The 15,211-nt window shown below is 34.0% G+C and carries 10 protein-coding genes; all 10 read left to right on the top strand.

Annotation, left to right across the window (positions count from 1 at the left end; translation table 11 throughout):
- The first annotated feature begins 151 nt into the window (after positions 1 to 151).
- The 10 genes from ACM55F_RS11140 (at position 152) to ACM55F_RS11095 (ending at position 15,210) form a co-directional block, all read left to right on the top strand.
- Positions 152 to 1,240 carry a glycosyltransferase WbsX family protein gene (locus tag ACM55F_RS11140; protein WP_416853889.1) on the top strand — a complete coding sequence of 363 codons (1,089 nt, stop codon included), beginning with the start codon at positions 152 to 154 and terminating at the stop codon, positions 1,238 to 1,240.
- A gap of 57 nt (positions 1,241 to 1,297) precedes the next feature.
- Positions 1,298 to 2,482, top strand: coding sequence for a glycosyltransferase family protein (locus ACM55F_RS11135; protein ID WP_416853887.1), 1,185 nt, complete (start codon positions 1,298 to 1,300; stop codon positions 2,480 to 2,482).
- Between the two features lie 18 nt (positions 2,483 to 2,500).
- Entirely contained in the window at positions 2,501 to 3,610 is a 1,110-nt protein-coding gene (locus tag ACM55F_RS11130; protein ID WP_416853885.1) for a glycoside hydrolase family 99-like domain-containing protein, read from the top strand.
- A 94-nt stretch (positions 3,611 to 3,704) separates the two neighbouring features.
- Positions 3,705 to 4,790, top strand: a complete 1,086-nt coding sequence (locus tag ACM55F_RS11125) for a glycosyltransferase family 4 protein (protein WP_416853884.1) — start codon at positions 3,705 to 3,707, stop codon at positions 4,788 to 4,790.
- On the top strand, positions 4,787 to 5,893 hold the full coding sequence (locus ACM55F_RS11120) for a DUF1972 domain-containing protein (protein WP_416853882.1): 1,107 nt from the start codon (positions 4,787 to 4,789) through the stop codon (positions 5,891 to 5,893). Before ACM55F_RS11125 ends, ACM55F_RS11120 begins: the two co-directional genes overlap by 4 nt.
- 151 nt (positions 5,894 to 6,044) lie before the next feature.
- Positions 6,045 to 7,400 (top strand): undecaprenyl-phosphate glucose phosphotransferase, encoded by a 1,356-nt coding sequence (locus tag ACM55F_RS11115; protein WP_416853881.1) that lies wholly within the window; start codon positions 6,045 to 6,047, stop codon positions 7,398 to 7,400.
- A gap of 596 nt (positions 7,401 to 7,996) precedes the next feature.
- Positions 7,997 to 8,791 carry a polysaccharide biosynthesis/export family protein gene (locus ACM55F_RS11110; protein WP_416853880.1) on the top strand — a complete coding sequence of 265 codons (795 nt, stop codon included), beginning with the start codon at positions 7,997 to 7,999 and terminating at the stop codon, positions 8,789 to 8,791.
- 7 nt (positions 8,792 to 8,798) lie between these two features.
- Positions 8,799 to 11,174: a GumC family protein gene (locus ACM55F_RS11105; RefSeq protein ID WP_416853878.1), complete on the top strand. Its 2,376-nt coding sequence runs from the start codon at positions 8,799 to 8,801 to the stop codon at positions 11,172 to 11,174.
- Positions 11,175 to 11,582: 408 nt separating this feature from the next.
- Positions 11,583 to 14,009: an SLBB domain-containing protein gene (locus tag ACM55F_RS11100; RefSeq protein WP_416853877.1), complete on the top strand. Its 2,427-nt coding sequence runs from the start codon at positions 11,583 to 11,585 to the stop codon at positions 14,007 to 14,009.
- A 130-nt stretch (positions 14,010 to 14,139) separates the two neighbouring features.
- Positions 14,140 to 15,210, top strand: a complete 1,071-nt coding sequence (locus tag ACM55F_RS11095) for a Wzz/FepE/Etk N-terminal domain-containing protein (RefSeq protein WP_416853875.1) — start codon at positions 14,140 to 14,142, stop codon at positions 15,208 to 15,210.
- Position 15,211: the final 1 nt, after the last annotated feature.

Raw genomic sequence — 15,211 nt, 5'->3', positions numbered from 1 at the left:
TAATTTTATTATATTCCTTTCTGAAGTATGGGTGACATCACTCCTAGTTGAACTATATTCTTAAAAGAATAATTAATAATATCTAAGAAATAAAGGATGTATTAACACTGATAAAAATTAATAAATAATATCATCAATACTTAATATACTAATGACACCTAAAAAAGCAAGAGTTATAGCATTTTATCTGCCCCAATTTCATCCAATAGCTGAGAATGATCTTTGGTGGGGAAAAGGATTCACAGAATGGACTAATGTTGGCAAAGCAAAATCACTATATAAAAATCACTATCAACCAAGGGTTCCAGCAGATTTGGGTTATTATGATTTGCGTATGCCGGAAGTAAGAGAGTCTCAGGCTGAAATGGCGAGAGAAGCAGGAATTGAAGGGTTTATGTATTGGCATTACTGGTTTGGAAATGGGAAACGTTTAATGGAAAATATTTTTGATGATGTATTAAAAAGTGGAAAACCAGATTACCCCTTTTGCTTGGGTTGGGCTAATCATTCTTGGTATGCAAAGGAATGGAATAGTGAAGGTGCTAAAAAAGACCGTTTACTTATAGAGCAAACCTATCCTGGCGAAGAAGATTATAGATTGCATTTTGAATACGCATTGAAAGCATTTCTCGACCCAAGATATATAAGAGTGAATGATTGCCCCATATTTTTTATCTATGATACGAAAACTTTGCCGGACGAATTTTTAAACTTGTGGAATAAATGGGCTATTGAAGAAGGACTTAAAGGGATCCATTTTGTTGGAAGATTACAAAATGACAATGATATAGAATCATTAGAAAATGTTGGATACAAAGCATTTTCATCTGAAAGAATGTGGGGGGTTTACAGTTCATCTAATCTGATAAAAAAAACTTTTTTTAGGTTAAAAAACTTTTTTTTAAAAAGACCCCCTTTCACAGTCGACTATAAAGAAGCTTATCCTCATTTTACATCAGAATTGGATAGAAAAGAAAATTTTTATCCCTCAATTTATCCTAATTGGGATCATAGTCCAAGAAGTGGAAATAGAGGTTTTATTATTCATCGTTCTACCCCTGAATATTTTAAGAAGCATGTTGATCATGTATTAAAAATGATAAATAATAAACAAGATGAAAATAAAATTGTCATGCTTAAATCCTGGAATGAATGGGCTGAAGGAAATTACATGGAACCTGATTTAGTTCACGGAAAAAGCTATATAAAAGCTTTGAGTGACGTGATAAATAACAAATGATACTTATTATTAATAGATAGATAAGTGATAAGAATCAATTAAATATAATAAAAATAAATGAATATTTTAATTGTAGCTAACGAATTTCCTTATCCTGCTAATCATGGAGGAAAGGTCGATATTCTTAATAGAATCCTAGCTTTTAAAAATGCAGGTCATAGAGTATTCTTAATTACTTGGCAGGGTATAAAAAAAGGTAATGTTCCAACTGATGATGAAAAGAGATTCTTAGAGCAATATGTAGATAAATTAATAGTTTTAGATATTTTAAGAAATTGGATTCGATTTGTAAGTTTACTTATATACCCTTCTTTAGTTGCAGCACGTTTCATTTCAGAAAAAAAATACAAAGAAATTCTAAATGAATCTAAAGCATTTTCACCCGATTTTATTTTTATAGATAATATTTATGGGGCTTTAATTGGGCAAAAGCTAAAAGAAGATTTAAAACTACCAATAGGGGTTCGCTTACATAATATTGAATCTTCTTACATGAAAGGGCAATATCTTTTATCGAAAGGATTAAAAACCAGGTTATCAATACTAGGCGCCTGTTTACATCTAAAGTCATTCGAAAAAGGTGTTATTTCTAAGAGTGATGCTTTCTTTGACATATCAATTGATGATTTGAAATACTGGACAAATAAAGGCTTTAACCATGGGCATTGGTTACCACCCATTTTATCTAAATCAGATTTACATATAAAACCAACTAAATTCGATTATAATGTGGGATTTTTAGGCAATTTGAATACGCCTAACAATGTTGAAGGGATAAAGTGGTTTGTAAATAGTGTATTGCCCCTTTTATTAGTGAAATATCCGAGTTTAAGAATATTAATTTTAGGTTCAGAACCTTCAGATGAAGTAATTGCACTTTGCAACTGTCAAAAATCTATTGAGTTAATACCTAATCCAGCTAATCCAAATATTTATTTGGATCGAGTAAATGTATTAATAAATCCGGTAAAGTTTGGAAGTGGTGTTAATATCAAATCAGTTGAAATGTTAATGCGTGACAATGAAGTTGTTTGTACTTCAGTAGGAATTAAAGGACTTCCAAAAGAAATTTTGGATGTTTTTTTTATAGCAGACACCCCAGAAGAATTCTCCCAATATATATTAGACATAGTACTTTACGATCATAAAAAAAGCATGCAGTTAAGATGTGAGTTGCGTGAAATGTTTAAAGAGAAATCTATTCAGAAAGTAATTAATGTGATGAATAGCCTAATTCATTAAATCAAGAGAACTACTAATATGAGTATATTAAAAATCAGTTATAAATCTTTTATTATTATCCCGTTAACATGTGTTTTGATAAGTGTCTTTGTTCTTTCTAATAATAAAAAATCAAAACTTTCAGAATCAGATGTTACCGTAAAACTGGGGGCATACTACTTTGATGGGTGGACAGGTATTTATCCTTACCACATTACTCCTGCATTAAAAAAATCATTTCCAGAACGAGAGCCTAAATGGGGCTGGATTACCAGCTCTCAAGTTATAATGAATGAGCAGATTAATCTTGCAGCTAATTCTGGTTTGTCATTTTTTAGTTTTTGTTGGTATTATACGGGAGAAAAGAATTATAAAAAAGAACCGTTAAATAGGAGTTTAGGATTCTATCTGAACTCTCCAAATATAAAGAAATTACAATATAATCTACTTGTGGCAAATCATTCTGGATTTGAAATTGGGCCTGATGATTGGGCCACAGTTACCTATGAATGGATTTCTCAGTTTAAATCAAATTCTTATTTAATGGTTAATGGTAAGCCTGTTATAACTTTTTTTAGTTTAAGCTCGTTAGTAAATAAATTCAAAACTGTTGATAAAATTAGGGAAGCGCTTATTAATTTAAGACAGCAGGCCATAAAATCAGGGCTAAAAGGGGTATCAATTGCCATTGTTTTAAATCCACGAGAAAAGGACATTAAACTTGCTGAAGACTGTGGTTTTGATGTTATTACTGGATATAATTATCATGATGCTGGTCTTAAATCTGATAAAAGAGTTATTCCAATAGATGAAATGCGAAAAGCTGAAGTAGCCATTTGGAATCAGTTCTCCCAGTTAACCAGATTGCCTTACATGCCAGTTACCACATTAAATTGGGACCCTAGGCCTTGGGCAAATTCTAAGAATAATTATTCTACAGCATCTTATTTCAAAGGGTTTTCGGGTTTAAGCGCGTATAATTCGGTACTTTCCTGTAAAAATTGGATTAAAAGAAATTCTAAAAACACGGTTAAGGAAAAGATTGGAATAATTTATGCTTGGAATGAATATGGAGAAGGAGCATACCTAACTCCTACAAAAAAAGGAATGAATCCATTAAAAAGTATAAAAAAAGCTTTGAAAAATTGACAGTTTAGTTAATACCATTATATGATTTTAAATAGGTTAATTGATATTTATAGAGTATTCAGTAGCGGCTTACTTAATAAAAAAATGTAGAAAAATGAAAGTACTCATGATTGCGAGGAAAACCCTAAATACATCGCCAGGGGGGGACACTATTCAAATAAATTCTACTGCTGAATATTTAAGATATTTAGGGATTGATGTGGATATTTATATAGGAGATGTAGCAATTGATTATTCCACTTATGATATTATGCATTTTTTTAACATTATAAGACCAGACGATATATTACCTCATATCTTAAAATCAAAACTCCCATTTGTTGTTTCAACGATATTTGTGGATTATAGTGAATACGAAAGAAATAGAGGTGGTGGATTAGGGCTGCTAGCTAATATATTCAATAGTGATAAAATAGAGTATATTAAGGCAATTGCCAGGTTTCTAAAAAACGGAGATGCCATAAATTCAAAATTCTATTTATTGAATGGACATAGAGCATCTATTAAATATGTTGCGAATAAGGCAAGTCTTCTACTTCCAAATTCACATAGCGAATATAATCGATTTGTAAATAAGTATCATACAGCTACACCGTATTTAAAAATTCCAAACGCAATTAATAATTTAACTTTTAGTACTAGTACCTGCCTCAATGAAAATTTTAAAAATCATGTGTTATCGGTTGGTAGAATTGAAGGAAGAAAAAATCAATTAAATTTAATTAAAGCATTAAAGGGAACTAATTTGTTTTTAACAATCATTGGAAAGCCTTCTCCCAATCATATGGGATATTATGAAGAGTGTGTTAGATTGATTGAAGAGAATGATAACATGCAGATAATAGATCACATAGATCACAAGGAATTAGCATCAATATTTAAGGCTGCAAAAGTGCACGTTTTACCAAGTTGGTTTGAAACCACGGGACTAAGTTCTCTTGAAGCCGCAATTATGGGCTGCAACATTGTAGTTACTCCAAAAGGAGACACTGAAGAGTATTTTAGTGATTTAGCTTATTATTGCCAGCCGGATGATATTCTTTCAATTAAAAATGCGGTTCTAAAAGCCTATAATGAACCTAATAAAGATTCTTTGAAGCAATTAATATTAAAAAATTATGTTTGGGAGCAAACGGCTGAACAAACATTAAAAGCCTACAATACAGTTTTAAATAAATGAAAATAGCAATAATTGGCACAAGAGGCATACCAAACCATTATGGTGGTTTCGAGCAATGTGCTGAATATCTTGCCTTGGGCTTGGTTAAAAGAGGATTTGAAGTTATTGTTTATAATTCACACAATCACCCTTATCAGGAAAAAGAATGGAATGGGGTTCAAATTGTACATTGTTATGATCCCGAGGATAAATTGGGAACAGCTGGGCAATTCATTTATGATTTGAATTGTATTTTAGATGTCAGAAAACGTAATTGTGATGTGATATTACAGTTGGGGTATACGAGCAGTTCTATTTGGGGCTGGTTATTGCCTAAGAAAACGGTTGTGACCACTAATATGGATGGATTGGAGTGGAAACGTACCAAATACTCTGAAAAAGTCAAAAAATTTCTTCGCTATGCAGAATCTTTGGGGGTGAAATACAGCGATCATTTAATATCCGATTCTATAGGAATTCAAGATTATCTAAAAGAGAAGTACAAGGCAACCTCTACTTATATTGCGTATGGTGCTACACTGTTTGAGACACCGGATTCAAGTATTCTTAAAGAATATAATTTGATTTCTTACCAGTATGATATGCTAATTGCCCGATTGGAACCGGAAAACAGTATTGAAATCATTTTAGATGGGGTTGTACAGGCCAATGTATCTCGTCCTTTTTTAGTAATTGGCAATCATGAAACCGCTTATGGCAATTATTTAAAAAACAAGTTTTCTAGTCACCATCAAATTCAATTTATTGGTGGTATTTATAATATGGAAGTTTTGAATAATTTACGCTATCATTCCAATATCTATTTTCACGGTCACACTGTCGGAGGGACCAACCCGTCACTTTTAGAAGCAATGGCATCCAATAGTTTGATTTGTGCCAATGATAATCCTTTTAACAAATATATTCTTGGAGATGATTCGATTTATTTTAAAGAATCTAATGATGTGGCGAATCATCTGTTAAATGTGGTATATCATCAGGATCAATATCAGCTGATGTTACACGAAAATAGTAAAAAAATCACAAGCATCTATGATTGGGAACTCATTACCGATCAATATGCAAAGCACTTTTTTGATGTTGAAGGAGTGATAAATAGATAGAAAAAAGGCACTTAAAAGTACTTCCTAGTTTGTTCCTAATAAACCAATACTGTAAAATAATTGAAAACATAAATTCATTACTCATTATATGTCATTTTTACAAGAACTTGCCGCTTACCGTTTTTCGCGTTATTTTAAACTTTGTTTTCTTATGTGGGACATCGTTTTACTGAATGTAGCAATTATTCTTTCTTTTTTAAGTCGGTATGATAATTTGGATCGGTTGGATTTAAAGGAAGTACGTACCATTTCCCTATTGTCCAATCTTTTTTGGATTGTATTGTTGCTCTACAAGGATTCCTACCGGATTATACGGATTGAACGAATTGAGACTATACTGATGCGAACCATTCGGATGATTGCCTTTCATGTTGCATTGATTGTTTTATTTGTAGTTGTTTTAAAATATTCTGAAATTTCCCGTTTGCGCTTGTTGTATTTCTATTTGCTATTTTTTGTATTTCTTTTTGTATCGCGGGTGCTTTTTATGAAAGTCTTGAAGTATATCAGGGCTCAAGGGTACAATTTTAAGAATGTAATTATTGTAGGCGCTAATGATACCGGAGAACATATGCGTAAGATTTTATCGAAAGATCTTACTTATGGGTATCGGGTATTGGGTTTTTTTGATGATAAGGTAGATCCTTTTGCCTTTATATCCTCTCCATTATTAGGGGGATTTGATGCCATCCCGGATTATATCATCAATGAAAATGTAGACGAAATGTATATTGCCTTGCATATTGATAATATAAAAATAATCAATGAGCTGACCGAGCTCTGTGAGCGTTATATGGTGCGTATTAAATTCATCCCTGATTTTCAGTTGTACACGAAGTCGCGTAAGGTCGAAATTAGTTTTTACGAGAATACACCCGTTTTGATGCTAAGAAAGGAGCCTTTGGAAATTACGCTCAATCTTCTTGCCAAAAAAACATTTGATGTTGGTTTTTCGTTGCTTGTCATTGTCTTGATTTTTCCATGGTTATTTCCCATCCTAATGATTTTAATCAAGATGGATTCTCCTGGCCCCGTTTTTTTTAAACAAGAGCGTTCCGGCAGGGACAATCGTGCGTTTGGCTGTTTGAAATTTAGAACCATGCGCGTGAATGCTTCCGCCGATAAATTACAGGCCACGCTTGGGGATAAACGGGTGACTAAAATTGGGGCGTTCATGCGCAGAACCAATATGGATGAATTACCACAGTTTTTAAATGTTTTTTGGGGGAATATGTCGGTAGTGGGACCCCGACCTCACATGCTGATGCATACGGAACAATACTCGGAATTGATTAATAACTACCTGGTCCGTCATTATGCAAAACCCGGAATTACAGGCTGGGCACAAGTGAATGGTTTTAGGGGAGAAACCAAGGAACTCATTGACATGAAGGATCGTGTGGACCATGATATTTGGTACATTGAGAACTGGAGTCTGTTATTGGATTTAAAAATTATTTTCCAGACGGTTTTTAATGTGTTCAAGGGAGAGAAAAATGCGTATTAGTTTTTAGTGGTCAGTGTTCAGGGATTAGTGTTCAGGTACAATCGCACTAAAATGTGTTTATAGCTATTCAACACTAAATTTTACCCGTTAGTTAGAATTAGTTTTTAATTATAATTTTCGTCAGTTCGATGCATAATTTTTATTCTAAAAAAAGCAATATAAAATGACGTATTATTCTTGGATGTTTATTTTGTTAAATTATTGATTTTCAATACATTAAATAAAAACGTCAATGGTAGTGATTTTCGTTATAAAATGGTATCGAGAACAAGAAAATTTTGAATTAAAAACGGTTCTCGATACATTTTTTGTTCCGTTTTACTCCACAAAAAACACTCGAACTGACGTTTTTAATAATTGCAACCCAACGGGTTATAAATAGTAAACTAAAGGTTGTAACGCAATTTAATTAGCACTTTTTTCTTTAACATTTAATCAAAAAGATAATCCTTATATTTGCAACTTTTAAAAAATAAATTTTTATAAATGAGCATAACGATAGATTTGTCGCAAATACAAATGACGCTATGTAACCCAAGCTTTTGCGAACTGCCGAAGCAATTATCAGGCGCTTAAAAAATAATAAATAGCAACGTATGAAATATTTTCCTTTATTGTATAAAACAATTCCATTGTTTTTGGTCCTGTTCCTTTTTTCCTGTGCTTCCAGAACCGATATTGTCTACTATCAGGGTATTGATGGAATAGTTCCTCCCGAAAAGGCTACTTCCTATGAAATTAAATTGCAACCGGATGATTTATTAATGATCATCGTTTCTGCCGAAGATCCGGAAATCGCTTTGCCCTTTAATTTGAAATCAGTTAGTATGGTTAGTCCTTCCAGACAAGATTTAGTGCGCAGTCAGGAGACTATGCAGTTGTATCTGGTAGATGCCAACGGATTCATGGAATTTCCTGTTTTAGGCAAATTAAAAGTAAGCGGTTTAAGCCGTACAGAGGTGCTACAAATGTTACAACAAAAAATAGGGGTCTATATTAAAAACCCTATTATTAATCTTCGTATCATGAATTTCAAAGTTTCGGTGCAAGGGGAGGTAAATTTACCCGGTACCTATCCCGTGGCTTCGGATCGAATTACTTTGATTGAAGCTTTAACGATGGCTAAGGATTTGACTATCTACGGTAAAAGAAATAATATATTGGTTATTCGAGAAATAGACGGCGTGAAATCTTATAGCAGGGTGGATATTACCAAAGCAGATTTTATTAACTCCCCTTTTTACTACTTAGCCCAAAACGATGTGGTGTATGTGGAGCCCAATAAAAATAAAATAAACGGTGCGGCCATTGGGCCCAATACAGGGGTGATTATTTCTATATCGTCCTTGCTCATCACCTTGATCACCTTACTAATTACGACTACCAAATAATTTTTGCATGGAAAATAATAATTTCGACGACGATTTAGAGAATGATTTTGATTTAAAAGGTTTTTTAGAGAAGTATCTAAAACAATGGCAATGGTTTGTATTGGCAATTTCTATTTGTTTACTCGGAGCTTTTTTGTACTTAAGATATACGGTACCCCAATACAGGGCTACGACTTCCCTTTTGGTTAAAGACGAAAAAAAAGGCGGCATGCTGTCTGAATTGTCTGCTTTTGCCGATATGGGTTTGGGAGGTGCCATGAAAAGCAATGTGGATAATGAAATTGAAATTCTGAAATCAAGAACCTTAGTGGAAAGTACTGTTAGGAAACTCAATCTTACAACTCGAATATTTGCAAAGGGAAATATTGTAGACAGGGAAATCTACAGTAATGCTCCAATTGAGGTGGATATCATTAATAAAACGGGTATTTTTTATAAAAATAAAGTTGATTTTGCATTTTCGGAACTGACGGCCAATACCTTTGCATTGGAAGTCGAAAAAACAAATGATACCACAAAAATACTTTTAGGGGACAAAATTAAATTTAGTTATGGTGAGCAAATTGCAACGGCCTATGGGACGTTAATTTTTAGAAAATCAAAATTTCACGATGTTTTTTCTAAGGAGGATATTCATTCTCTTACAGTGGTAATAAGCTCTTTTGATGATGTAGTTGATAGTTTTAGAGAAAATCTTGAAATTACCTCCGTCAGTAAAACTAGTAGTGTTGTTGAAATTTCTGTCAAAGATGCAGTGGTAAGCAGAGGGGAAGCTTTTTTGGATAACATGATTCAAATTTATAATGAAGACGCGGCAGCCGACAAGAATTTTATATCTGAAAACACTTCAACATTTATTGCCAATCGATTGAAATTGATAACCCAAGAGTTAGATGGTGTGGAGCAAGATGTTGAAAGTTTTAAAAAATCCAATAACCTGACCGATATCGAATCAGAAGCGAAACTTTTTATTGAGGGATCGAGTGAATACGATAAAAAAGGAATAGAGACGGAGATACAGCTGAATGTGGTGTCTTCGATGTTGGATTTTATGAAGAAAAGCACGAATGCGGATTTGTTGCCCAGTAATATTATTGCAGGTGAAGGAGATGCTTCAGGACTGATCAGTTCCTACAACCAATTGGTTTTAGACCGCAACAGGGTGCTGAAATCAGCTACTTTATCAAATCCGTCCGTGATTAAGATGGACCAACAAATTGCCTCTTTAAAAAATACCGTTCAGACCAGTTTATTACGTATGCAATCCAGTTTAAATATCCAAAAGAGAGATTTAAATAGAGAGGAAGGCATGCTGAATGCTAAAATCGGTAAAATACCGGTTCAGGAACGTCAGTTTAGGGTTATTGCCCGTCAACAAAAAGTAAAGGAAGAGTTGTATTTGTATTTGTTGCAAAAAAGGGAAGAAACAGCCATTTCACTGGCAGCTACGGAACCTAATGCAAGAGTGATTGACGTAGCCAAAGCAAATAAAATTCCAGTTTCGCCAAAGAAAAGTATCATTTATTTAGCGGGTTTATTATTAGGACTTCTTATCCCATTTGGGATTATCTATACCGATGATTTGTTGGATACCAAAATTAAGAGTCGATTGGACTTAGATGGAAAAACGCTTATCCCATTTATAGGAGATGTGCCTACTTCGGATAGTCCTTCGGAAATTATTAGATCGGAGAGCAGAACCAGCTCTGCCGAAGCCTTGCGAATCATAAGAACCAATCTGGAGTTTATGTTGAGTAAAGCGGAGGAAGGGTTAGCCAAAACAATATTCTTAACGTCTACTTTCCCTAAAGAAGGAAAGACCTTTGTATCGGCCAATCTTGCCGCAACATTTGCCTTATCCGGAAAAAAAGTATTGTTAATTGGTATGGATATCAGAAATCCAAGATTAGATGAATATTTTACTTTGCCAGAAAGAGGGTTTACCAATTATTTATCATCGAAAGATTTAAAATTGGAAGATCTGATTGTCAAATATGATGGATTTGAAGATTTTCATATACTGCCGGCGGGGATTATACCACCTAATCCAGCCGAATTATTAATGAGTAAAAAAGTGGACTTACTTTTTGCAGCACTAAAATCACAATACGACTATATTATTGTGGATACCGCCCCGGTAAGTTTAGTGGCGGATACTCTATTGATTGCAAAACATGCGGATTGTTTTATTTATGTAGCGCGTGCTAACTTTTTAGAAAAACGTATGCTCAATATTCCAAATACCTTATACAAAGAGCAAAAGCTGCCTAACTTGTGTTTGCTTCTTAATGATACGGATTCCACAAAAGGGTATGGATACGGCTATGGTTATGGTGTAAAACACAAAAAAGATCCTTGGTATAAATCGTTATTGAAAATATAGTACTGATCGTTTTTGAATTAAAATAAAGTTAAAAGTTTACAGAGTATTTTTATTTTGTAAACTTTTTTCTATTTAATGCTGTTATTCCTTATAGAATTCACGTTTTTTTTTCATTTAGAAACAATTGTGTTTACTTTCGCAAAAGATTGGCGGGGTTTGTTTTTTGGTACTGCAATATAAATCAAACAGAAAGCTTTTTTGTTTTATATTTCCTACTGAAACTATAGATTTTCCTGTAATTTTACTCTAGCTTTGTAAAAAATTAAAAAGAGTATGCCCTTTATAATGTGGCTTACTGCTGCGTAGCTGTGCGGTGTTTTTAACGCTTGTGATAGCGTCACACGTGTTTTTTAAATTGAATGCCATGAATAAATTGTAAATTTTATAAATTTAAATTTTAGATTAAATATGAGAAAAATAATTATTGCAGCTGTATTTTTTATGGCCCTTTTTCAATCCTCAATTATGCTCGCACAAGATTTGTTAAAAAGCAATGATTTGAGCACAGTGAAGGTGGATTATTTATCTGATAGTGATATTGCAAAAATAAAAACACAGTTGCAAACTAATAATATGACTGTTGAACAAGCAGAACCAATGGCATTGGCAAAAGGAATGCCGGCCTCGGAGTTTGCTAAATTAAAAATTCGTTTAACGGAAAATTCAAATGCTACCACTTTAAACAAAAAAGAAGATTTAAAAGAAGAGGGTGAATCAAATGAATTAAGCAGAAAACAAGAGAAAATTGTCAATAAAAAAGTAAAAGATACGATCAATGCCTTAATTTTTGGTTCGGAATTGTTTGATAATCCTACCTTAAATTTCGAACCCAATTTAAAATTGGCGACTCCTGTGAATTATGTGTTAGGGCCTGGTGATGAATTACAAGTCAGCGTTTATGGGGTTCAGGAGTTTAATGCCAGTGTTCCAGTTTCAATAGAAGGCAAAGTGACTATTCAATATGTAGGCCAAATTCAGGTTTCAGGAATGACTATTGAGGCAGCTACCCAAAAAATAAAAGGGGCTATAGCTAAAGTATATAGTACCGTACGATCCGGACAATCACAAGTAGGTATCAGTTTGAGTCGCATCAGAACGATTCGGGTTACTATAATCGGGAGTAAACAACCCGGTAACTACTCCATCTCTTCATTGGCCACTGTTTATAATGCTTTGTTTCTGGGTGGCGGTCCTGGTAAAAATGGAAGTTATAGGAATATTGAGCTGTTGAGAGATAATAGGGTGTATAGAAATGTGGATATTTATCGTTTTTTGGTCAATGGAGACCAATCTGATAATGTAGGTTTAAAGGATAATGATGTTATTCGAATTCCAGCCTACAATCAGCGAGTTACTGTAGAGGGACAGGTAAAACGTCCTGGTATTTTTGAGATGAAAAAAGGAGAGACATTCTCTGATTTATTGACATTTGCTTCTGGTTTTAATGAGTTTGCTTACACCGCTTCGGTAAATGTATTGCAAAAAACGGACAAAGAATTTAAAGTAATAGACATTAATACATCAGAATTCAATAGTTATAAGCCACTTTCTGGTGATGTTTTCAGAGTGTCTAAGATATTAAATCGATTTGAAAACCGTATTAAAATTGAAGGTGCGGTTTTTAGACCGGACACCTACTCTTTTTACGAAGGAATGCGTATTTCTGACTTAATTTCAAAAGCGGAAGGTTTAAAAGAGGATGCGTACCAAAATAGAGCTAGAATCATTCGACTACAATCAGATTTGACAACGGAAATCGTGAATGTGGATTTGGCTAAAGCCTTAGCCGGAGACTTAGAAGCTGATGTTGCTTTGAAGAGAGAAGATATTGTAACGGTGTATTCTATCTTGGATTTTGTTGAAGAATATAAAATAACGATTGGCGGTGAGATAAAAAAACCTGGAGTTTATGATTATTATGAAAATTTAACGTTGAATGATTTGTTGGTTCAAGCAGGTGGTCTGACCGGTTCTGCTTCTAAAAGAGTCGAGGTAGCGCGAATGATCATGTCTGAGGAAATAGATGATGCCAATCCAAGTAAAGCACAACTATTTAATATTGAAATCACAGCGAACAATAATGAGCAGTTGAAAAACTTTGAATTACAGCCTTTCGATGTTGTTAATATCCGTAAAATGGCGGTGTATGAAAAACCAGAATCAGTGACGGTAAGTGGAGCAGTTAATTATTCCGGGAAATATGTCTTAGCAAATAAAAAAGAACGCGTATTTGATATTATTCAGAGGGCAGGTGGTTTGACGGCTGTGGCTAATATAGAAGGGGTTAAAATTAAACGACCAATTCAAGCCAAACAAATAGAAGATTTAGAAAATGTAAATTTGAACTTGGGTAAAAAAGATAGTATTCAAAAAAAATTGACCAAAAAATTAAAGGAGGATTTAAAATTTGCGACAATACCGGTGGATTGGAAATCAATCGTTAAAAATCCAGAAAGTAATACCAATGTCACGCTGTTTGCTGGTGATGAAATTGAAGTAGCGGCTTTTAATGAAGGAGTCAAAGTTACCGGTAATGTATTGTTGACTTCTGAAATCCCATACACAAAAGGAAAAGGATTTGGTTATTACTTAAGTGCTGTTGGTGGTGTAGACAATAAAGGATGGAAAAAGAAATCCTATATTATTTATCCTAATGGGAAAGCAGCAGTGGCTCATTCGTTCCTATTTATAAGATCTTATCCTAAAGTAACTCCGGGGTCACAAATTATAGTGCCAGAAAAACCGGAGGCCAAGAAAATGAGTACAGGAGAGTTTGTAAGTATTGCGGGAGTGTTAGCGAGTTTGGCAGGGGTAATTATAGCGATATTGAGATGACGTTGTTCAGTTTGCCGCATGAGTCACAGTTTACAGAACAAACAAAAAATATGGACGGCCATTATAGATTAACCGTTATTAAATAAAATATTTCAATAATAAATAGATACAAGCGTAAAATCTTGAAAAAATGAATAAACAAATTCCTAGCGACGAAATCTCTTTAAAAGAATTAATCATTAAAGTAAAAGTATGGTATGCTTATTTACTTTCTCAATGGAAAATAATAGTGTTGGCAGCAATCATAGGGGGCGCTATTGGTTTGGGCTATTCTTTTATTAAGAAACCTATATATACCGCGACTTTGTCTTTTGCATTAGAAGATGAAAAATCAGGGGGAGGAGGATTAGGTAGTGCGCTTGGACTGGCCAGTTCACTTGGGTTCGATCTTGGCGGCGGCGGCGGCAGTATTTTTACAGGATCAAATTTGACGGAGTTGTTTAAGTCTCGTGCAATGGTGGAACAAACCTTGTTGAGTCCAGTCGTTCAGGATGGGAAAATTATTTCTCTTGCTGAAATGTATCTGCAAGATCAAGGCTGGAGAGAAAAGTGGATGGGGAACCCACAATTTAAAACAATAGCGTTTTTACCGGATACTAAACGTAAATATTTTACGCGAGTGCATGATAGTATATTAGGTGTTATGTACGAAGAGTTGTCAAAGAAAGGATTGGTTGTCGGGCAAAAAGACAAGAAAATCTCAATAATTAGTATTGATGTTTCTTCTTCTAATGAATTGTTTTCTAAGTATTTTACCGAAGCTTTAGTTAAAGAAGTTTCTGATTTTTATGTTACTAGTAAAAGTAAGAAAGCTCGAATGAATATGTCTATCCTGGAACGTCAAACGGATTCTATTCGAAGAGAATTAAACGGAGCCATTACCGGTGTAGCGGTAGCCAATGATAATACATTTGGTTTGAATCCTGCCATGAATGTGCGACGGGCACCATCCGCACGCAGGCAAGTTGATGTACAAGCCAACACCGCTATTCTAACTGAACTAGTCAAACAAACGGAATTAGCCAAAGTTACATTACGCAAAGAAACACCTTTGATACAAGTAATTGACAGGCCTATTTTACCTTTGACGAAAGAAAGATTTGGAAAAGCAAAAGGAATTGTTTTAGGTGGTTTTTTAGGTGGTTTTTTAATTATTTTGATATTGATTCTTAGACGATTATTTAAACAATTAACGGTTTAAG

The sequence above is a fragment of the Flavobacterium melibiosi genome (assembly GCF_048158545.1).
Classification (GTDB): domain Bacteria; phylum Bacteroidota; class Bacteroidia; order Flavobacteriales; family Flavobacteriaceae; genus Flavobacterium; species Flavobacterium melibiosi.
Note: the sequence above shows the minus strand (reverse complement) of the source record. Positions and strands in the feature narration are given on the sequence as shown.

Coding starts and splice junctions, on each gene's coding strand:
- ACM55F_RS11140 (WP_416853889.1), top strand. CDS start 152: ATGACACCTAAAAAAGCAAGAGTTATAGCATTTTATCTGCCCCAATTT.
- ACM55F_RS11135 (WP_416853887.1), top strand. CDS start 1,298: ATGAATATTTTAATTGTAGCTAACGAATTTCCTTATCCTGCTAATCAT.
- ACM55F_RS11130 (WP_416853885.1), top strand. CDS start 2,501: ATGAGTATATTAAAAATCAGTTATAAATCTTTTATTATTATCCCGTTA.
- ACM55F_RS11125 (WP_416853884.1), top strand. CDS start 3,705: ATGAAAGTACTCATGATTGCGAGGAAAACCCTAAATACATCGCCAGGG.
- ACM55F_RS11120 (WP_416853882.1), top strand. CDS start 4,787: ATGAAAATAGCAATAATTGGCACAAGAGGCATACCAAACCATTATGGT.
- ACM55F_RS11115 (WP_416853881.1), top strand. CDS start 6,045: ATGTGGGACATCGTTTTACTGAATGTAGCAATTATTCTTTCTTTTTTA.
- ACM55F_RS11110 (WP_416853880.1), top strand. CDS start 7,997: ATGAAATATTTTCCTTTATTGTATAAAACAATTCCATTGTTTTTGGTC.
- ACM55F_RS11105 (WP_416853878.1), top strand. CDS start 8,799: ATGGAAAATAATAATTTCGACGACGATTTAGAGAATGATTTTGATTTA.
- ACM55F_RS11100 (WP_416853877.1), top strand. CDS start 11,583: ATGAGAAAAATAATTATTGCAGCTGTATTTTTTATGGCCCTTTTTCAA.
- ACM55F_RS11095 (WP_416853875.1), top strand. CDS start 14,140: ATGAATAAACAAATTCCTAGCGACGAAATCTCTTTAAAAGAATTAATC.